Annotated in this window: 19 protein-coding genes and 1 tRNA gene; 14 read left to right on the top strand and 6 right to left on the bottom strand. The window is 31.3% G+C overall.

The annotated features are described in order from the left end of the window. Window positions 1-6: 6 nt before the first annotated feature. Window positions 7-366 (bottom strand): 30S ribosome-binding factor RbfA, encoded by a 360-nt coding sequence (rbfA, locus tag P0Y62_16730; GenBank protein ID WEK69468.1) that lies wholly within the window; start codon window positions 364-366, stop codon window positions 7-9. A 92-nt stretch (window positions 367-458) separates the two neighbouring features. On the opposite strand from rbfA, the gene mce reads away from it, so the two are divergent. The 6 genes from mce (at window position 459) to P0Y62_16760 (ending at window position 7,125) form a co-directional block, all read left to right on the top strand. Continuing rightward, window positions 459-857, top strand: a complete 399-nt coding sequence (gene mce / locus P0Y62_16735) for a methylmalonyl-CoA epimerase (protein ID WEK69469.1) — start codon at window positions 459-461, stop codon at window positions 855-857. Between the two features lie 62 nt (window positions 858-919). Further along, a tRNA-Ile gene (locus P0Y62_16740) sits at window positions 920-993 on the top strand. Between the two features lie 199 nt (window positions 994-1,192). Beyond that, window positions 1,193-2,401: a site-specific integrase gene (locus tag P0Y62_16745; GenBank protein WEK69470.1), complete on the top strand. Its 1,209-nt coding sequence runs from the start codon at window positions 1,193-1,195 to the stop codon at window positions 2,399-2,401. 49 nt (window positions 2,402-2,450) lie between these two features. Next, complete coding sequence (locus P0Y62_16750) at window positions 2,451-4,880, top strand: DEAD/DEAH box helicase family protein (protein WEK69471.1); 2,430 nt, start codon at window positions 2,451-2,453, stop codon at window positions 4,878-4,880. Window positions 4,881-5,096: 216 nt separating this feature from the next. Beyond that, window positions 5,097-6,014 carry an AAA family ATPase gene (locus tag P0Y62_16755; GenBank protein WEK69472.1) on the top strand — a complete coding sequence of 306 codons (918 nt, stop codon included), beginning with the start codon at window positions 5,097-5,099 and terminating at the stop codon, window positions 6,012-6,014. After that, window positions 5,998-7,125 (top strand): DUF3871 family protein, encoded by a 1,128-nt coding sequence (locus P0Y62_16760; protein ID WEK69473.1) that lies wholly within the window; start codon window positions 5,998-6,000, stop codon window positions 7,123-7,125. Before P0Y62_16755 ends, P0Y62_16760 begins: the two co-directional genes overlap by 17 nt. A 26-nt stretch (window positions 7,126-7,151) precedes the next feature. Here P0Y62_16760 and P0Y62_16765 read toward each other — a convergent pair whose 3' ends face one another. Genes P0Y62_16765 through P0Y62_16780 form a run of 4 tightly spaced genes read right to left on the bottom strand, consistent with a single transcriptional unit; the run spans window position 7,152 to window position 12,321 of the window. Then, window positions 7,152-8,126 (bottom strand): hypothetical protein, encoded by a 975-nt coding sequence (locus P0Y62_16765; GenBank protein ID WEK69474.1) that lies wholly within the window; start codon window positions 8,124-8,126, stop codon window positions 7,152-7,154. Window positions 8,127-8,131: 5 nt separating this feature from the next. After that, window positions 8,132-10,057, bottom strand: coding sequence for a hypothetical protein (locus P0Y62_16770; GenBank protein ID WEK69475.1), 1,926 nt, complete (start codon window positions 10,055-10,057; stop codon window positions 8,132-8,134). A gap of 1 nt (window position 10,058) precedes the next feature. Continuing rightward, entirely contained in the window at window positions 10,059-11,003 is a 945-nt protein-coding gene (locus P0Y62_16775) for a hypothetical protein (protein ID WEK69476.1), read from the bottom strand. After that, entirely contained in the window at window positions 10,996-12,321 is a 1,326-nt protein-coding gene (locus P0Y62_16780) for a hypothetical protein (protein ID WEK69477.1), read from the bottom strand. The genes P0Y62_16775 and P0Y62_16780 overlap by 8 nt, the downstream gene beginning before the upstream one ends. A 476-nt stretch (window positions 12,322-12,797) precedes the next feature. Here P0Y62_16780 and P0Y62_16785 point away from each other — a divergent pair, with 476 nt between their 5' ends. After that, entirely contained in the window at window positions 12,798-13,169 is a 372-nt protein-coding gene (locus P0Y62_16785) for a hypothetical protein (protein ID WEK69478.1), read from the top strand. Between the two features lie 354 nt (window positions 13,170-13,523). On the opposite strand, the gene P0Y62_16790 is transcribed toward P0Y62_16785, so the two are convergent. Further along, window positions 13,524-13,745 carry a helix-turn-helix transcriptional regulator gene (locus tag P0Y62_16790; GenBank protein ID WEK69479.1) on the bottom strand — a complete coding sequence of 74 codons (222 nt, stop codon included), beginning with the start codon at window positions 13,743-13,745 and terminating at the stop codon, window positions 13,524-13,526. Window positions 13,746-13,849: 104 nt separating this feature from the next. Between P0Y62_16790 and P0Y62_16795 the strand changes: the two genes are divergently transcribed. From P0Y62_16795 to pelA, 7 genes are all read left to right on the top strand, one after another. Further along, window positions 13,850-14,452, top strand: a complete 603-nt coding sequence (locus tag P0Y62_16795) for a hypothetical protein (protein ID WEK69480.1) — start codon at window positions 13,850-13,852, stop codon at window positions 14,450-14,452. Between the two features lie 11 nt (window positions 14,453-14,463). Continuing rightward, window positions 14,464-14,748 carry a hypothetical protein gene (locus tag P0Y62_16800; GenBank protein WEK69481.1) on the top strand — a complete coding sequence of 95 codons (285 nt, stop codon included), beginning with the start codon at window positions 14,464-14,466 and terminating at the stop codon, window positions 14,746-14,748. A 442-nt stretch (window positions 14,749-15,190) separates the two neighbouring features. Next, window positions 15,191-15,550, top strand: a complete 360-nt coding sequence (locus tag P0Y62_16805) for a hypothetical protein (protein WEK69482.1) — start codon at window positions 15,191-15,193, stop codon at window positions 15,548-15,550. Window positions 15,551-15,556: 6 nt separating this feature from the next. After that, the gene (locus tag P0Y62_16810; protein WEK69483.1) at window positions 15,557-15,958 is read left to right on the top strand and encodes a hypothetical protein; all 402 of its coding nucleotides are present in this window, start codon (window positions 15,557-15,559) and stop codon (window positions 15,956-15,958) included. 25 nt (window positions 15,959-15,983) lie between these two features. Next, the gene (locus P0Y62_16815; protein WEK69484.1) at window positions 15,984-16,430 is read left to right on the top strand and encodes a JAB domain-containing protein; all 447 of its coding nucleotides are present in this window, start codon (window positions 15,984-15,986) and stop codon (window positions 16,428-16,430) included. Between the two features lie 267 nt (window positions 16,431-16,697). After that, on the top strand, window positions 16,698-17,876 hold the full coding sequence (locus P0Y62_16820; protein ID WEK69485.1) for a DUF4861 family protein: 1,179 nt from the start codon (window positions 16,698-16,700) through the stop codon (window positions 17,874-17,876). 10 nt (window positions 17,877-17,886) lie between these two features. Then, entirely contained in the window at window positions 17,887-18,909 is a 1,023-nt protein-coding gene (gene pelA, locus P0Y62_16825) for a pectate lyase (GenBank protein ID WEK69486.1), read from the top strand. Window positions 18,910-18,982 lie beyond the last annotated feature (73 nt).

Below are 18,982 nucleotides of genomic sequence, written 5' to 3' on the forward strand. Positions count from 1 at the left end.
AATGTACTATAAAACAGGATTGTCACCTTCGCCTCTTAATTCTCTTTCAAGTTTTTCTACATCATCAAGAGTAGTGTCCAGGTAAAAATTAAGATTGGGAATTACACGTACTTGTTTTGCCATTTTCTGGCCGATGAAATTTCTATACTGAGCTTTATTTTCTTCTATTTCCTTCATCACTGCATTGCGGTGTTCCTGTGGGAAAATGCTTAAATAGATTTTGGCAATACTCAAATCTGCCGTTACCTTTACGTCAGAAACGGTTACTAAAATGTTTTGCTTGCTGTTGGCAGCCTGCTTGCGGAAAAGCTCTGCGAAGTCTTCCTGTATAATCTGTGCTACTTTTCTTTGTCTGTTACTTTCCATAAGTTCTGCAAATTTAGTACTTTTGTTTGAATTGATGCTTTGAAATTCGGAAGCAGTATCAAAATTACAATTTAAATTATTGATTAGTATTTATGAAGTTAGAACATATTGGTATAGCCGTAAAGTCTTTAGGAGTTTCTGATGAGCTCTTTGCTAAATTACTGGGGAAAGAATCTTACAAAAAAGAAACCGTAGAAAGGGAGGGGGTAGTTACTTCTTTTTATGAGACGGGAGAAAGTAAAATAGAGCTTTTGGAAGCCAATAATCCTGAAAGTCCGATCTCAAAATTTATAGATAAAAGGGGAGAAGGTATTCATCATTTGGCATTTGGAGTAGAAAATATCTACGCTGAAGTGCAAAGACTGAAAAATGAAGGCTTTCAATTTATTTCTGAAGAACCGAAAGAAGGTGCTGATAACAAATTAGTTGTATTCTTACATCCTAAATCTACCAATGGAGTGCTGGTAGAATTATGCCAAGAAAAGCAATAAAAAATTTTGTAGTGAAAGAATTTTTGCTATTTTTGCAAACACAAAATTTAACCAAGTTTTGAGGTCCTATAGCTCAGTTGGTTAGAGCACCTGACTCATAATCAGGTGGTCCCTGGTTCGAGCCCAGGTGGGACCACTTTTTAAATCAAGCACTTACAGAAATGTAGGTGCTTTTTTTGTGCTTTATTCTTTATTTTAGGGTGTTGTAGTATTGTCTTAATTACTACAATTCAATTTGTTCTATATAATCAGATGTATAGAATGCTTATTAAAAGGTGTCCTATTAGGTGTCCCACTTCTACTTTTTGGTGACCCATTTTCTAAAATTTAAATCAATGAATAACAATAAATTATCAATACTTTTTCTATTGCAGAAAGCAAAAGTGAATCAACAAGGAAAGTGTCCTCTCAGATGTAGGATTACATTTCAACAAGACAGAAAAGAGTTTTCTGTAGGATTATTCATAAACCCCAATTACTGGAATAGCAAACAGCAGAAAGCTAAACCACCCAATGATGAAAGTATTTTTATCAACTCTCAATTAAGCCTGATTAAAAATGAAATTAATCAGGCTTTTTTATTTCTACAGGTCAGTAGCAGTGATTTTAATATTGAAGATATTTATTCACAATACAAGGGACATGCTCCTAAAAAAGATAAAAGTATAATCCAGCTTTTTCAAGAGCATAACGAAAGAGTTGAAAAATTGGTAGGGAAGGAGTATTCTATAGCAACCTTATGGAAATTCAAACAGGCAAAAGAGTTATTAAAAGACTTTCTTAAATCTTATTTCAACAAAGCTGATTATCATTTCAAAGATTTAAACTTGAAATTTATTCAGGATTATGAGTTTTACTTGAAGACAGAAAAGTCTTTAGCTATTGTTACTACGAATAAAATGATACAGAGATTCAGGAAGATTGTAAAGATAGCTATATCTCAAGATATTATATACAAGGAACCATTTATTAACTATAGAGTTAAACATATAAAGAAAGAAATTATTTATTTAACGAAGGAAGAATTAGCTAAAATTGAAGATTACCAATTTAAAGCTGAAAGATTACAAATGATTGCTGATATGTTTGTATTTTGTTGTTATACTGGGTTAGCTTATAATGAAATGGTTAATCTTGAAAAGTCTCACATTGTAAAAGGTCTAGATGATAATGAATGGATAAATATGATGAGAGAGAAAACTCATAATATGTTATCAATACCTTTGCTTACTAAGGCTAAGAAGATAATTGAAAAATATGATTATGTCGATAACAAACGAGTTTTACCTAAGTTCAGTAATCAGAAGTTTAATTCTTACCTTAAAGAAATAGCAGACATTGTTGATATTGAGAAAAGATTAACTCACCATTTAGCAAGAAGAACCTTTGCTACAACTGTATTGCTCTTTAATGATGTTCCAATGGAAATAGTGTCAGAACTTTTAGGGCATTCTAAGATTGGTATTACTCAACAGCATTATGCAAAGGTTGTTAAAAAGAAGGTTGGGGAGCAGATGAGTAAGTTAAATTCTAAGCTGAAATAGCCTGATATTAAATGCTTTGTAGTAAATTTACAAGTCAGTTTATAAGATTATGTATAAAAAACTACTAACAGTTGAAAACACTCCAATTCAGTACAAGGAAATCAGACCTACTGACTTTGAAGGCTATAATATTTCTGATGAAGATTTAATAATAATCAAGGAAGATGAAAAAGGATATATCTCTGATTTTCTTGGATCAAACATTGATTTAAGCATTAAAGATACAACAGTCATCAATGCAAGTGTTGGGCAGGGTAAGACAACAGCATTGGTAGACATGGTTAAAAGATACCATCAGGATAACAATTACATGGTTTTGTTAGTTTCTCCTTTTAAGTCTTTGCTTGACCAATATTATTCATCATTACTTAGTAAGGGCATTCCTTACAAAGACATATTCGACTATAGAGCTTTAGAAGATGAGAATTTCGATGATGAAAACTCTGACCCTATTAATAGAAGAATACAGCTTATAACCTTTAATTTCCTACTTGGAAATTCAGGAGAAACTTATCTGAAGCAGTCTTCTAAAAAGACTGAGTTTATAGATGAAATACTGGGGAAATGCAAAGAAGAGAACAGAAAGGTTGTTCTCATTTTTGATGAGGTACATGATGCTATTCACAATTTCAAAGAAGAGTTAGTATTCAATCTGTTCAGGTGGAGGAAATATGTACACAAAATCTTTGTATCAAGTGCAACTTATAATGAAGCTTCAAAAGTAGTAATCAAGTATTTTGCAGAGCTTACTGACAGGAAGATTAAAATATTCGAGTCTCTAAGAAAGCAAGATGAAGACAATCTTAGTGAGCTTAATGTTATGATATATGACCACAGCACCTATGATGTTGATAATATTAATCTGATTAATCTTTTCAGGAGTGAGATTGGTAAGGCTTCTAAAATTAATATTTTGACTTACACCAAGGCACTTACAGACAGATTAAGTAAGAGTATAATAGGTAAAGAAATCAGGAAATCTTATGGAGATATTAATATCTGTACTTCTGATACTGGAAATATTTTTGATGATTCCAAATGTAATATGGGAACTAACTTTAAGACTGGAATAAGTATCAATAAGAAAGATACAGCCTATTTTATATTTCTACCACAGAAAAGGTCTTATGAAAAGTTACCTGGGGAGTTGGGCGTTTTTACAGAAGGCATTAATACCTTAATCCAAGCCTTGGCAAGACCAAGAGAGAAAGCAAGAATTTATGTGATAACACCCAATGTTACTAGTGTATTAGTAACGTCAAATGACCCAATACCAAAGTCCAATGCTATAATCAACATCAACAAACAAGATAGGCTCCTAAGGTTGTTCTATGACCAGACCAAAGAAAAACTTAAGGAAGAAATTGGATATTTTGAAGATGGGCATACTTTGATTAATGCAAGGTTTCCTGACTATGACCAATTTAAGCTGTCTCAAGGTGAGAAGTATTTTAGGGTCTATTTTGATGCCTTTGGAAAGAATCTTTCTAACTACTTCAACTGGGCTGCAAGAAATAATCAGTTTGTTAACTGTAAACTTAAGTATCTCTTTAAGCTTGATCTGGAAATAGAAGAAGGTAAGATGTTACAAGGTATTAAGGATTATTTTAACTCAGCTTTTTATGAGAGTGAGATGTTTAGATACCTTTCTCCATCAGAGCAGTATCAACAACTTAGAGAATCTATTTTTTCAAATTATGTAACTATTAAATCAAAAGATAACAGTATTAAAGAGCTCAAACCTTATGGTAAAGTAGAATTTGAAAAGAATATAATTAAGTTTATTCAGCAATACAACAGTCCTATCCCATACTTGGAAGACTATCTAGGTATTAATTATGAGAACTATGTTGATACAATGAGCCATAAGGAAACAATAGACACTATAGAAAAATTAGAGCCTCATAAGAAGACTGCCCTATTAAACTATAAGCATTACAAACAAGATGATTATGTAATTTCTACTGAAGAATACATCAGAAGTTCCATGTACTTTGCTAAGAATACTTCTTTAAAAACAGAAACAATTTCAAAGAATGAGGACAGTTTAATCTACCTGTATTCAAAACTATATGACTTTAAGGATACTTTGACAAGTTATCTCAAGAGCAATGCTAATGGACAAGTAATACTACCCCAAGACAAGGATTTTAAATTCAACAGCACTGATTTCAGTTACCTGGAAAGCTTAATTGATAGGTTGAAACAACATGACCCCACTCTTAAAAATGTTTTCAATTTTATGCAGACTGGTATTAGTGAGAAAAAGGTTTATAGTCTTTTGAAAAAACTGTATTTCGAAACAGACAGAACAAGTATAAACTCAGGCTCAGGTAAACAGACTTACATTAAAAGGGATATTACAGATGATGAGCATGGAAAGACCAACTTAATTTACAAACACATTGATTTTGTCAGCTTAGTGAAAAGCTATCAGGAAGAGTATACAAAGGAGTACCTGGAGGCTAAAGAAGACTAACATAATTAAGGACAAAATATAATCCTACTTCTATAAGGTACAGGGTAAATTTTGTCCTTATTCTGAAAAAATTCAGCCAACCTACAATTCAGTAAGGTTGGCTTCTTTATTTGCAACACAGCAAAAACACTTTAAAGTTTACACCTTAGGAACTCTATAAAAAGAAATCTTATAGAAGTTTCAAATTAATCTTAACAATTTTAAATACAAAATATTATGCAATTAAAACAGTCACAAAGACAACAAGTAAAGCTCAGATTAGGATTATCAGGAGCTAGTGGATTTGGAAAGACCAAATCAGCTTTATTATTAGCCTATGGAATGACACAGGACTGGAATAAAATAGCAGTCATAGACACAGAAAACTCCTCAGCTTCCCTGTATTCTGACCTGGGTAGCTATAAGGTGTTGGACTTACAAGCTCCTTATTCACCAGAAAGATATATACAAGCTATAGAATTGTGTGAAAAGTCAGGAATTGAAGTCATTATCATAGATTCAGCCAGCCATGAATGGAATGGTTCTGGTGGATGTCTTGAAATACATGAGAAACTAGGTGGTAGGTTTCAGGATTGGGCTAATGTAACTCCAAGACATCAAGCGTTCATCAACAAGATATTACAGTCAAGCTGTCATATCATTACCACTACAAGAAGGAAGATGGACTATTCTTTAGATATTGGTTCTAATGGTAAAACAAAAGTAGTCAAACATGGAACCAAAGAAATCACTAGGGATGGCTTTGAATACGAATTAACTATCAACTTCGAATTAATTAATGATAATCATTTGGCTAAAGCAAGTAAGGATAGAACAGGGCTGTTCATGAATAAACCTGAGTTTTTGATAACCCCTCAAACTGGTAAGGTGATTCTTGACTGGTGTAATGCAGGAACAATTAACCAAGCCCAGGTAACCCCTTCTATGCCTAAACAAAGTTACCTGGGCACTAATGAGATTAACGCTCTAATTAATAAAATAGGAGACTGTAATGCAATTAGTGACCTTTTAGCTCTTTACAAACAATATCCCCAATATCAGGAAGAGTTAAAGCCTGAATATGAAGCCAGAAAATCATTTTTAATCAAACTGTCTAACCCACAAAACTTTTCAACTAATGGAGTACACAGATAATACAGCAGTAATGGAACTGCACAATGTTCAAAGAAGCAGTCACCTTAACCTGGAGGCTGTAAATATCCAAGAGGCAGAGGTCTTTTATCCAAGCAGAATGAATGAAATTAAGGAGGTTGAACCAAGAAGTGTTCAGCCTCTTTTGATTTCTAATGCAGTCAATACTATCATTAGCACAACAGGCTCTACCTATGTTCATAAACCTTTTATTGAAGCTAATACCTTACAGGTAGATTTAAATCATCTTAAAAGTGAGTGTATTATTCCTGTATTTAGTAAGGACAATGAAAAGACCATTGCTCACCAAGAGTTTATAGAGATTGTTATTAATACAGTGTTGAAACTGTTTCCTCACCATAGTATCAGTAATCCTGAAATAAGGGTGTCACATCAAATAAAAGGCAGAACTCCTGATGCTATCTATAAAAGTGCTAAGGAATTATTAGACCATGAGAAGACCATTTACTATGAAAGAATGGCTTTTATTATTCAAATACCATCTATTGTAGATACTATCAATGGTAATGAATTAGCTCTTACTTTGGGAGGAGTAAGAAGTTATAACCTGGAGAACCTTTACAACAAGAAAACCTTTGAAAAATTCAAGTTCTTCATTGGCTTTCAAAATAAGGTTTGCTGTAATTTATGTGTTAGTTTTGATGGTTTTGTAGAAGAAATGAGAGTTGGAAATTATCGTGAACTACAGGAGAAAATTACTCATGTGATTCAAAACTACAATGCAGAAAGCCACCTGGAGGTTATGAAATCTTTATCTCATAGTCACCTTACAGAACATCAATTTGCCCAGCTCTTAGGTAGGTCAAGGTTATACCAACATCTATCCAAAAAGGAGAAATTGGTAATTCCAAGTCTGAACTTTAATGACAGTCAGCTTAATACAGTTGCAAAAGACTATTACGAAGATGAAAGCTTTTGCAGGAATGAAGATGGAAACATTAGCCTATGGAATGTGTATAATCTCTTTACACAGGCTAATAAGAGTAGTTATATAGATACTTTCCTTGACAGGAACTTGAATGCTTTTGAATTCTCAAGAGGTATACAGAAAGTACATAATGGTGATAATAAGTACCATTGGTTTTTAAGTTAGTTTTTTATAGCCACTGATTTAAGTGGCTATAATTCTACTGTATAGATCCAAAATCTAGAAATTCCTTGGGATGTTTCTTTTTCATATCCTTCACAAAAAGGGAATATTATACTTGCAGGTTTATCCAAGCATTCTTTCACATAATACAAAGCAACACCTAATGTTTGGGCTTTGCTTGAGAGTGGGCTTAAATATAAATTTGTTATTTGTTTGTGTGAATTAATTTTTGCGATTGTCTTACTTAGTAAAGATGCTGTTACAAATGGATCATTAGCAGGTGCTAATATTACATCTTTTGAATCCAATTCCAATTTTAAATTAATTTCTTCCTCTGCTTTAGATGCTTTTAATAGATTTTGTTGAAACATATCTGCTTGTAGTGGAGGAAAACCTAAAATCTGAATTTTTTTTGTTTGTTTTTTTTCTTTTGCGACTCTCAAAATTAAATCATAGTCAAAACCAGAACCCAATATTAAGTAATCGTTTGAGGTATCATGATTATGACTTCCTGAGCAGCCTTTAATTTCTCTAATTGTTTGAAAGTTCATTGAAAATTGAGTATCTTCCTTCTTCTTATAGTTTTTAGGTTCTGAATAAAGGAAATCAATTTCTTTAATATTGTTGGCTTGACATAATCTTAAAAAGTAAATAATGTGTGGTCTTAAAAAACCTGTTATGTCAAATAATATTTTATCGTCTTTTCTAGGTAATATATGCTCAGTAAAATAATCATTTAGGATTTCTGCTTCATCAGATAAAGATGTAAAATCAAAAATTTTTAAGTCTTTATCAATTTTATCAGTTTCAGTATCTAAGAATCCATATTCTTGAAGAATAAAAATATGCTTTTCTTTTGCTTCTACCTCTTTAATTATGAAGTTAACTCTTTCACTTGCATTATAGGCTGATATTAAAATATCATAAGTAGGTAATGAAAATTTATTGGAAATAAAATTATTCCTTATTTCATATTTCTTTTTATATAAATACTGGTACTCCATAATTATTAAAATAAAGATGGTAATTCATTTGAATGTTTAAATGGGATATTATATTTTATCAATTCTGATTTTGAAAATCTTTTTAATTCTTCACCACTATTAGTTAATATTATTTCAAGGTTTGATTCACTTATTTTTACGATTCCTCTTCTTGCAATTGCAAGTTCCCACAAACAAGATATTAAGCCATTTACTTGGAAAATATCATTTCTCTGATTTGAGTTTTTATCTCTCCTACCAGATTCTATTTTGATTAAATACGAATATTGTTCTAAAAAATCAATGATTTCTTTTACGTCCAATTTTAAATTTGAAGATTCTAATTCAATTGTTGAAATACTACACTCAGGAGGAAGGTCAGAGTATCTTAATTCTCTTAAATAATTACATAATCTTTCTATACAGTCTTTAAAATTATAGAGACTATTTCTAGTATTTGCATCTTCTAAAAACCATAAAACAGTGTCCTTAATTGCTAAAAGTTGTATATCTGTTTTAATAGTGTCCTTATAGCTATTATTTTCATAAAAATTATTCCATCTAAAAATATGTTTCATTATCATTAAGAAATGTCTTGGAATTCCATTAGAGATTCTAACCAGATTATCAAATCCACAGTATGATGTTATTTTTAAACTATTTTCTCTGTATAAGGCATCAATTAAATCTTGCTTATATTTATCTAGTACACTATCATAGTCCTCAATAGATTCTCCTTGTAAATATTTCTTTGTATCTCTTTTTAAATTTTTTGATAATTCGAAGAGATTTTCTTTTTTCTTGAACCCTTTATATATTAAATAAATGTTTACTCTTTCAATTAATGGATCTTCTTGACATCTAATATTAGCTGTAATTTTGTCAAAATTTTCAACTTTGTATTTTTTTAATTTGTTTTTAAACTTTTCTATATGCTGACTTTTGACCCTTATTACTTGCATATCTTTATTGTAATCAGCTGTGTCGAAGTGCTTAATTATATCATTTGATAGCTTGTTATTAGAATTTTCAATCCTTTTAATACATATTTCTTTTAGAAATTCTTTATAATCAGTTAAGTTTTTTCTAAAAATATCATCTAAGTCAAAAAGCTCATATTCTGAACCAACTTTAATTTCTTCACCACCACTAAATGTCATCTTAGTCTTAATACCATATCTTCTTGCTCCTATTTTAAAGCATACAGGATCTTGTCTTTCTCTTATTAGGGTATTAAAATACTTTTGTTGACTCTCTGAAAAGTTTTCAAATTCATCAAGTAGAAAAAGAATTTTTATTTTAGAAAATTCGTTGATTACCTTAGTGATTATTAGGGGGACTTCGAAAATTAGTTGACCTGGGTTAGCTAAAATTTCAATTTTGTCTTTTATTGAACCACTGCTCAAAGCTATGTTATTAATTGCATAGTCGATTTTCCTTTGTTGATGGTTAATATATTCTTTTAATAATTTAAAGTTATAGTTCTCTAATTTTTCATTCGAATTGAAAATAGCCATAGTTTCCATAACAATCCTATTTTCATATTTTTTTAATTCATTATTTGAATTAAAAATTTCAACGACTGAATCTAATAGTAATTGAGTTAGCCATAAGTCTAAATAATATGAAAAAATAGCTTCCCAAGTATCTGGTGACTCATTTCTGTCAGAGAATCTATAACCATTTAATCCAGAGCATCTTAAGTATATGCCAATGTATCCATCAGTTATGATGCCTTTGTATATTTCCTTATTTCTTAATTGTTGCATTTTAAAACTAAAATGCTTCATGATATGAGTTTTACCACTTCCTTTACTCCCTAATATAATCATTGGCATATCCAATGTAGGTCTTATTATATTGTTAAAACCATCTTTAGGGAAGTCTACCCAATTATTATATAATTCAGTGTCTGAATAATCAACTGCTTTTGTTATATCAAATGGATTCATATTAATAAATTTTGTGCTTTCTTGGAAATATTGGAGACCAATGAACCATATCTTCATCATACCATATTATAGGAAGCGTATTATCTGGAGTATTATGATCAAAACCTAATAGTAGTTGGTTATTATCATAACCAAGTTGGCAGTGGATTGCATTTTTTTCGTCAATTCCCTGCTTTTCTAAAATAGATGCCATAAGCTTATACCCCTGTTTTTCACAAACTGTTTTTAGGCTATTTACATCTATATCATGATGATTTTTGAAAAATCTTGAATTTGATTCGAAACATTTATAACTATCATCTAATCTGATGACACTGTCTATGGATGAAAACCATTTTAGTCCACTTATATAATCTATACCTTTCTGATTAGCAACCAAGGTGTAATAATGTATTTTAGCACTTGGAAATCTAGATTTGATTCTAGTAACTATACTCCCTGCGTATTTTCTTACTTGGTTTCCACTTCCACAAATATCATCTATGAAGATAAAATTTTCAATGGTATCTGTTGTTGAATCAGCAACACCTTGTTCAATAAATAAGCTTGTTTTTAATTTGTTAATTGTTCTGAAATCATACATTAGACTTGCGCTACTTTCAGAAGGGTTACCTATAGGTACAAACCTAGTTTTATTTAAGGTTTCCTCTAGGTTTTTCTCAATTGAGTCTTTGTCTAATGTATTTGAATTATTTATTCTGAAATTTTCAACTATTGAATATTCTATAAAATCTCTATAAATAGATTTTAGCATATTATTTACTTGAAACTTACTGAAGAAAATAAACTGTGTTAATAAAAATAATAAACTTTCTCTTTCCTCAGCTGCAAAGTTTTCTAGCCATAAATTAATTTTATTCACTGAAACTTTATAATCCCAGGCTGTTTCATTGAAAATTTTTATTTTACTAAGTAATTCCTCAGTTTTATCTTTATCATTATTCATGTTTTTTGAAAATTAGAATATGTTCACAAGTAATTATACTGGCAGTTTTATTTCTTTTTGTCATTAGCCCATAGGATTTAATATCATCAACCATTTCGCATATAAGATCAAACCCTAAATTTAATGTTATCTCTTTTAAATACTCCTGAGTTTTAAAATTAAATCCACAAACCATATTATTAGATGCTACAAGTATTAAATGTTTACCTTTTTTTAAGACTCTTGTGCTTTCCTTTAATGCATCAGTCATTTCAAGTAGATAATTTGATGCAATATAAGCCCTCAAAGGGTTTATATCAAAAATTTTTTCTAATAAATAGTCTGCATTTTTAATTCCTGTTTTTTTTAAGAAATTATATTCATCTTTTGTGTAATTTTCTCTTCCAATATTTTCTTTATCTAAGTCACTTAAACTGTTATATCCTAACCAATATAAGCTTAAGCTTGATGCTCTAATGTATTTTTGAGCACCTGCATAAGGTGGTGAGGTCAATATCAAATCAATTGATTCATTAACTAGATTTTTTAAATTTCTAGAATCATTTGAAATTATTTTACCTATATATTTTGATGAATTAATTTCATTTTTTTTTCTCTCTCTCTTAATATTTTGATCGACAATATCAAAAAATTTTTCAATAACATTTACAGTTTTTAACTCTTCTAATTTTTTTTGAGAATCAATTCTATGCTGAGATGTTTCTGAATATTTAGATGGGTTTATTTTTACAGGAACAGAAATTCGTGAATCTGCATTACTTACTTTTCTGACACAATTTGAAAAGCAGACCAGGAAAAAATCTAAATATTTTTTGTCTGGAATACCTGTGATTGTTTGATATATGGATTTTAATTGTTTTTGAATATGTTTTTCAAACCAAAAATCTAAAGATTTTAAGTTAGCATATGAAATTTCTATTTCATCTTTTTGGTTGTTGAGGTTTGTTTTCAATTCATCTCTATAAACTTTAAGAGTTGATATATTATAGTTGCTACATTTGACAGTAGTTATAATTCGAGCTAATGGGTTTGCATCACTACCATATGGATTTAAGCCAGCAAGTTTAGCTTCCAATAAAACTGTACCAGAACCACAAAATGGGTCTAAAACTTTTTGCCTTGGTTTAACAAAATATGAATTATTTAAAAAGAAGTATGGAATATTAGCCAATAGTTTAGCAGTATAAGAATGAATAGAGTGTGTAGCTCTTTCTGTAAATTTAACAGAGTCTACTAATTCTCTAAAATCAACAAAAATAGGTGCGTTATCTTGTTGATATTTAACCAATATTTTTTCAAAATTTTTTTTATAATCCAAAATCACAATTTCATGTAATCTACAAAGATATTAATCCTCTTTTAATTTTAATTTTTTTTGAGAAAAAAAATAGATATGTTTATATATATCCTAGACAATACTAGCCCTTTTCTCATGAATGGGAAATCCCCCTCCCCACGATAAAGGAACTTGAAAGTTTTCACAGTTCTATTATTATTTGAGTCATCACCTGCTACTTCAATTTCAGTTCTTTACTTGTGATAACACTATGACTTCTTGTGAATTTGCTTTCACTGCACCTCCCTATACTGATTTCTATTCATCTCACACCACTACTGAACCTGGGATGGAAATGAGAATATCAATCTTTCTCTTTTACAATGAAACACTCCTGAATAACCCTCACTTGTGGAGAAGCAACAGACATTAAGCCTTTAGACCCCAGGTAATAGTGGTGGTGTAAAGGCTTGTGTCTTGTTTCAATAATTAACAATTAACTCAAAATCAAAAAGACTATGGTAACGATTACGAATTACACCAAAAGAAAAAGAGAAGATGGGACTATGTTTTGTGTCCTTGAAATCAACAGTGGTATTGAACTTATACAAAGTCAGACCACAGGGCAATATTATGCCACTGCCAAGAAATGCTACATTCCTGCAACCTTTGATGAAGCTGTATGCAGAAGTTTAAAGGGCACTATGATGAAAGGTGACATTATCAAGGTTGAATGTGAACCTTATCAGTATACTATCAAAGAAACAGGAGAACTTATCACCCTGAATCACAGATATGAATACACTCCTGATGAAAGTTCACAATTAGCCACAAATAATTATTTAGAGAATTATACAGCTCCAGGTAACCTTGTGAATACTATTCAGTAAAAATCAATAAGTCCTAGTTTTTGTAAAATGTATATATACAGAAACAAAAAATGGGACTTATTCCAGGACAAAATTTACCTGGAGCCTATAAAGAAAGGGAGTAAATTTTGTCCTTTTCTTTTACTCTATTTTTTTCTGTTTACTGATGTTTACTTTTAAATATGCCCAGGTAACTTTGACTTTGAAAATAATTAATGACTGGGTAAGATTTTATTAAATAGCTGAAGTTTCCATTTATACCAAACTCTAATACAGGTTATTGAACATACTATCAGAAGCATCCAGGTAACCTCTTACTGGAAAATTGCACTAACTTTTGGTTTGTTGTAGAGAGATGATGGTTAAAGATGAGGATTACTCTATCACATTTGTAATTTCAGAAAGTTTCACTTCTAAGCTAATGGAAATCTTGTATAAGGTAAAACTACTGGGGCAGGTTTTACCTGTTTCAATCCTGTTCATATTAGACTTCTCGAAATTACATAACAGGGCTAATTCAGCCTGAGACATTTTTTTCTCTTCTCTTAGCTGTCTTATCCTCTTACCTAAAGCTATTTGAAAATCTATTTTTTCCATCAGCACAAAAACTGATGTCAAAAGTGGTCAAAAATGATAATATTATCGTTATCATTTTTGATAATTATATATATTTGTCTAATCTTAACTAAACATTTTTAACTATGATAACAACCTTAACATTGAGTTTTCAACACCTTGTAATTATATTCATTATACTAGGTATACCAACCTTGATTATTTACCTAATTATCAAGTCAAGAAATAATGACAAAAAATTAATACTGACTTCTGATATTAATACCATTGGTACTCATAATCCAACCTTGAATATTGATGAAGAAACTAGTACCAACCTTGAGAAGTATGGAAAGATGTCTGAAAAGTCTAATCTATTTCTGTATATCTTAACCTTTACATTCTTACTATTCTTCACAATGGTATATACCATTAACAATAGAAGTAATTATAATCTAAGTGATGAGGCTTACCTTGCAGGGACTATATTAGCAGGATTAACAACCTTTGGATTCTACATAACAATATTTACATTACTGTTTAATCCTATCAGAAAACTCTACAAGAGATACCTTCAATTCAGTGAGGGGGCTATTAATGCTCCTGCCTTTAAGAAGTTCAAGAATAGAAGTAGGATAAATACAGTCATTCTTAGTATTATCTGCATTCCTTTATCTTTTGGGGTATTTGGGTTGTTGATGATACCTCATTACAAATTTTCATCAAACCTTAATAAGCTTACATTTTAACAACTTCAAATATGAAAACAAAACCATTACTAATTACAATCACCTTCGTTCTGGGAATACTCTTAGCAGTCTTTGGGATTAAGTTCTATCAAGAATCAAACATAGAAGGGTATAATTTTGTCAATTACCCTGTACAAGTGGTTTTACCTGAAGATTATAAAGAAATAAGCCCAGAAAGCCATCTTGTTGGTTATTACAACAAGAGACAGAACAAGCTCTATATAGCATTTTATGATGAACATGGTAAGAAAATCAACACAAACAGCACAGCCAAAGACTCCAATGAAAAGCATTAATATAATATGTACTTAGTTTATTGTTTTTTGGCTTTTCTAAGCCTAAGCCTATATAATGCGACAAGGAATGTTGCAGAGGAGGATGGAGATATTCCTACTATTTACAGAGGAGCAAATACAGTACTATTAAACTTTTGGTTTTTTCTTACAGGCTTAATAGTACCTATTATTATAATGTTTCTTTACACCAAATGGTATTGGGCAATAATCTACGTAGTTGCAGGGTTATTGATTTCAATGGTAATGGCTAATAACTATGTGTACAAATATCAGATAGTTAGAAGACCACCATTATACATCCCAGGTAGAGTTGATGTCAGGCTATCATTAATTACAAGTATGATTAGTATTATCTTGCTTATTGTTCTGATAGCATGGTATTAGAAGTTATTCATACAGTGTCCCAGGTAATGTTGACTTTGGTGAAAACCTTAAAAAGAGCATGTTTACCATAATAACTGCCTCTACATTCTTCCTTAGTAACAGTATTGTAACCTGGGAACTGAACAGAGGTAAGTTATACATCTGTCAGATATACAGCAGATTTAATGATGAAACTTATCAGAAACCTTATGTTAATCAAATTCTTAAAGATGATAACAAGGTATTTCATGACTGGATTAATTGTGACATCTTAGTCCCAGGTAACCTCATTCCTAGCTTTAATAAAGCTGAGGAAATAAAATCAAAGGTGGATATATGGAAGCTACAGAATGCAGACCAATTCTTGCAGAATACGAATAATAAACCTTTTGATAAACAACAATCAGCAACCTCTAATAAGGTAGCTTTAACTATCTAAAAATAAATGAAGAATGACATATACGAGTACCTAAAATTCAGACTGGATGATGAGCATAATGATTTCGAGTTTGAGATTATATCTGTACCTCCTTACGAGTTCATAGAAAATAACCTGTCTTTAGTTCCTTATGAATACTTTGGAGAGATAAACGAAGTCCTTGGTTTAAAAGTAAAACAGGTGCTATTGTACTTTAATGCTGACAGGCTTATGAGGGTTGAATTAAAATACAAAGAGAATAAGGTAGAGAACCTTAAAAATAGACTAACAGAATTATTAGTCTATTTTCCTAACTCAATAACTTTGAAACTTTTCTATCATGATGAAGAGAATGTGACTACCTTAATGTATCAGAAAAGAGTACTAAACAAGTTTTATGATTTTGGGGTAACAAAAAATGTGAAATAAGCTTCCTCACATACTCCAAAAAAAAATGAATACAGAAACAACAGTATCAGAGATACAGGTAACATACCACCCCTTCAAAATATCTCAAACTAAGCTCACCATGAGCACTGATGTAATAGAAGTTATCAGAACAATCTGGGATAATAGGATAATAGAAATGCAGGAAGAGGTAAAAATACTCTTCGTAAACTCTTCAAATACTGTCATTGGTTTTTATAGTTTATCCAAAGGAGGTATTACAAGTAGCTTAGTAGATATTAGACTGATTTTATCAGTAGCGTTGAAATGTTTAGCAACTGGATTAATATTAGTACATAACCACCCAGGTGGCAATCTTAATCCAAGTAATGCAGATTTAGCTATAGTAAAGAAGCTTAATACAGCTTGTAAGCTACTTGACATAGCTCTTCTTGACAGTATCATCATTACAAAAGAACATTATGTGAGTTTTAATGATGAAGGACTATTGTAGATTATTTATAGCAATAAAGGCTTAAATTTAGGCGTACCTTGATTAAGATAAATATTTAAGTTACTAAAAATCAAGATAAAATATAACCTGGTTCGAGCCCAGGTGGGACCACTTTTTAAATCAAGCACTTACAGAAATGTAGGTGTTTTTTTATTTCAGCGAATTAAATTTAAATAGAATGTTTAGTTCAAAAAAACAAATTTTTAAGCAAATAATAGATCCATTCACCGAATTATTTCTATTTTTGAGAAAATAACTTTTGGAGTTATGAATAAAAAATCAAAACTTGGATTAAGTTATGCAATCGTTTGCATAGGTGCAAATTTTATGAATGCACAAGTTTCTGTTCAAGTTAAAAATAATCTGAATTTTGCACGGAATGAAGTGGTTGCAGTTCCGGTGAGCCAGCTGAAGTCGTTTTTAGGGAAAAATAAAGAATCGGATCTTAGAATTAAAGATGCTCAGAATAATTACCTTATCATTCAGTGGATTGATCATAATGGAGACGAACAGCATGATGAGCTTCTTTTTCAGACAAAAGTAGATGCGAAGAAGACCTCTTTTTATACTATCGTTGCGGACGCAAAAACTCCGGTTCCGGTAAGTAATGTGACAACGTATTCAAGATTGGTTCCTGAACGTGCAGATGATTATACCTGGGAAAATGATAAAATTGCGTTTCGGGTATATGGTCCGAAAGGACAACAGGAAGCTTTGGCAGGAGTAAAAGGAAGTACGCTTTCGAGCGGAGTAGATATTTGGCTGAAAAGAACTGAGAAATCAATCATTAATAACTGGTACAAGGGTTATTTGACGGATTCAATGTATTATCACAGAGATACGAGAGGAGAAGGCTATGATCCTTATCAGGTAGGAGATAGTCGCGGAACCGGAGGAATTGGAATATGGAAAGATGGTAAGCTTCAGGTTTCCCAAAACTTTGTTATGTCAAAAACGATTGCAGAAGGTCCGTTGAGAACGGTTTTTGAATTAACTTATAATCCGTGGAGTGAATTTGGAGTTAAAGAAACGAAGCGAATTTCTTTGGATTTAGGTTCTAATTTTTCAAAATTTGAATCGACTTTTGAAGCTGAAAAACAGGTTCCGAATTATACGATCGGAATTACGCTTCATAAGAATGAAGGAGAAGCAAAATTGAATAATAAGAACGGATATTACCTTCATTGGGAAAAAATTGATGATGCTTTTGTGGGGGAAGGAATAGTTGTTGATCCTCAGATTGTAAAAAAATCAATTGCTTTTACATCTGAAATTTCGGATCAGAGTAATTTGTTGGTCATTACAAAACCTCAGAAAAAACTGATTTATTATGCCGGATTTGCTTGGCAGAAAAGCGGACAGATTCAAACACAAAAAGATTGGGAAGATATTTTGGAAAAACAAGCTCAGATTATAGCAAATCCTTTAGAGATAAAGGTTAAATAATATTTTAAGGATGAATTTGAAAATATACGTATTCGCTTTTGGGTTAACTGCCGTTAACCTTTCCGCTCAGGTAAAAGATACCTTAGCCGAAAAAATGTTGATCTATCAGCTTCCGATCGGAGGTTGGGGAAAGCAGCTGGAAGATAAATCTGTGGTCAATTACAGTTTGCCTCTGGATAAAGATCTTTTAAGAAAGATAAAATCTACAGGTGATGATCATGCTACCATCGACAATAATGCGACTTCTAAAGAAATTAATGCTTTGATTAAGGCTTATTCGACGACAAAAAATCCTGAATATCTGAAAGCAGCGGAAAAAGGGATTAGTTATCTTCTTTTAATGCAATACAAAAATGGAGGTTTTCCTCAATATTATCCGAATACAGGGTTATACAGAAAGCAGGTAACGTATAATGATAACGCGATGATCAATGCTTTGACGGTTTTGTATAATGTTGCGGAAGGGAAAAATGATTTCGATGTAGTTAATTCAAAATTAAAAGAGAAGTCAAAAGATGCGGTCAAAAGAGGGATTGACTGTATTTTAAAAACCCAGGTTATACAGAAAGGACTTCCGGCGATTTGGGGAGATCAATACAACGAGGTTACTTTACAGCCGGACAAGGCACGAGCTTTTGAGCCTGTTTCTTTAGCTACAGGTGAATCTGTTGGGATTGTAAGGTTTTTAATGCTTCAACCGGTAACTCAGGACATCGAAAAATCTATAAAATCTGCTGTAAAATGGTTTAAACAAAATAAAATTGAAGGTTACCGCTATAATGTTTCAAAGGTCAATGGAAAAGCTGTCCGAACGTTGACAGAAGATAAAAACTCTGTGATCTGGGCCAGATTTTATGATATAGATAATAACAGACCTATTTTTGGTGATCGTGACGGAAGTGTAAAGTATAATTACAATGAAGTTTCAGAGGAAAGAAGAAACGGGTACAGTTGGTATGGAGATTTTGCGGAGAAGCTTCTGGATAAAGAATATCCTAAATGGCTGAAAAAAAATAATATTTCTGATCATTAATTTTGCAGATCATTAAACAAATTACAAGTTAAATAAAAAAGACCGAGATATTTCTCAGTCTTTTTTTATTTAA

Source organism: Candidatus Chryseobacterium colombiense, from assembly GCA_029203185.1.
Lineage (GTDB): Bacteria > Bacteroidota > Bacteroidia > Flavobacteriales > Weeksellaceae > Chryseobacterium > Chryseobacterium colombiense.

Coding starts and splice junctions, on each gene's coding strand:
- P0Y62_16820 (WEK69485.1), top strand. CDS start 16,698: ATGAATAAAAAATCAAAACTTGGATTAAGTTATGCAATCGTTTGCATA.
- P0Y62_16745 (WEK69470.1), top strand. CDS start 1,193: ATGAATAACAATAAATTATCAATACTTTTTCTATTGCAGAAAGCAAAA.
- P0Y62_16795 (WEK69480.1), top strand. CDS start 13,850: ATGATAACAACCTTAACATTGAGTTTTCAACACCTTGTAATTATATTC.
- P0Y62_16765 (WEK69474.1), bottom strand. CDS start 8,126: ATGGAGTACCAGTATTTATATAAAAAGAAATATGAAATAAGGAATAAT.
- P0Y62_16770 (WEK69475.1), bottom strand. CDS start 10,057: ATGAATCCATTTGATATAACAAAAGCAGTTGATTATTCAGACACTGAA.
- P0Y62_16785 (WEK69478.1), top strand. CDS start 12,798: ATGGTAACGATTACGAATTACACCAAAAGAAAAAGAGAAGATGGGACT.
- pelA (WEK69486.1), top strand. CDS start 17,887: ATGAATTTGAAAATATACGTATTCGCTTTTGGGTTAACTGCCGTTAAC.
- mce (WEK69469.1), top strand. CDS start 459: ATGAAGTTAGAACATATTGGTATAGCCGTAAAGTCTTTAGGAGTTTCT.
- P0Y62_16755 (WEK69472.1), top strand. CDS start 5,097: ATGCAATTAAAACAGTCACAAAGACAACAAGTAAAGCTCAGATTAGGA.
- P0Y62_16805 (WEK69482.1), top strand. CDS start 15,191: ATGTTTACCATAATAACTGCCTCTACATTCTTCCTTAGTAACAGTATT.
- P0Y62_16750 (WEK69471.1), top strand. CDS start 2,451: ATGTATAAAAAACTACTAACAGTTGAAAACACTCCAATTCAGTACAAG.
- P0Y62_16760 (WEK69473.1), top strand. CDS start 5,998: ATGGAGTACACAGATAATACAGCAGTAATGGAACTGCACAATGTTCAA.
- P0Y62_16790 (WEK69479.1), bottom strand. CDS start 13,745: ATGGAAAAAATAGATTTTCAAATAGCTTTAGGTAAGAGGATAAGACAG.
- P0Y62_16775 (WEK69476.1), bottom strand. CDS start 11,003: ATGAATAATGATAAAGATAAAACTGAGGAATTACTTAGTAAAATAAAA.
- P0Y62_16810 (WEK69483.1), top strand. CDS start 15,557: ATGAAGAATGACATATACGAGTACCTAAAATTCAGACTGGATGATGAG.
- P0Y62_16800 (WEK69481.1), top strand. CDS start 14,464: ATGAAAACAAAACCATTACTAATTACAATCACCTTCGTTCTGGGAATA.
- rbfA (WEK69468.1), bottom strand. CDS start 366: ATGGAAAGTAACAGACAAAGAAAAGTAGCACAGATTATACAGGAAGAC.
- P0Y62_16815 (WEK69484.1), top strand. CDS start 15,984: ATGAATACAGAAACAACAGTATCAGAGATACAGGTAACATACCACCCC.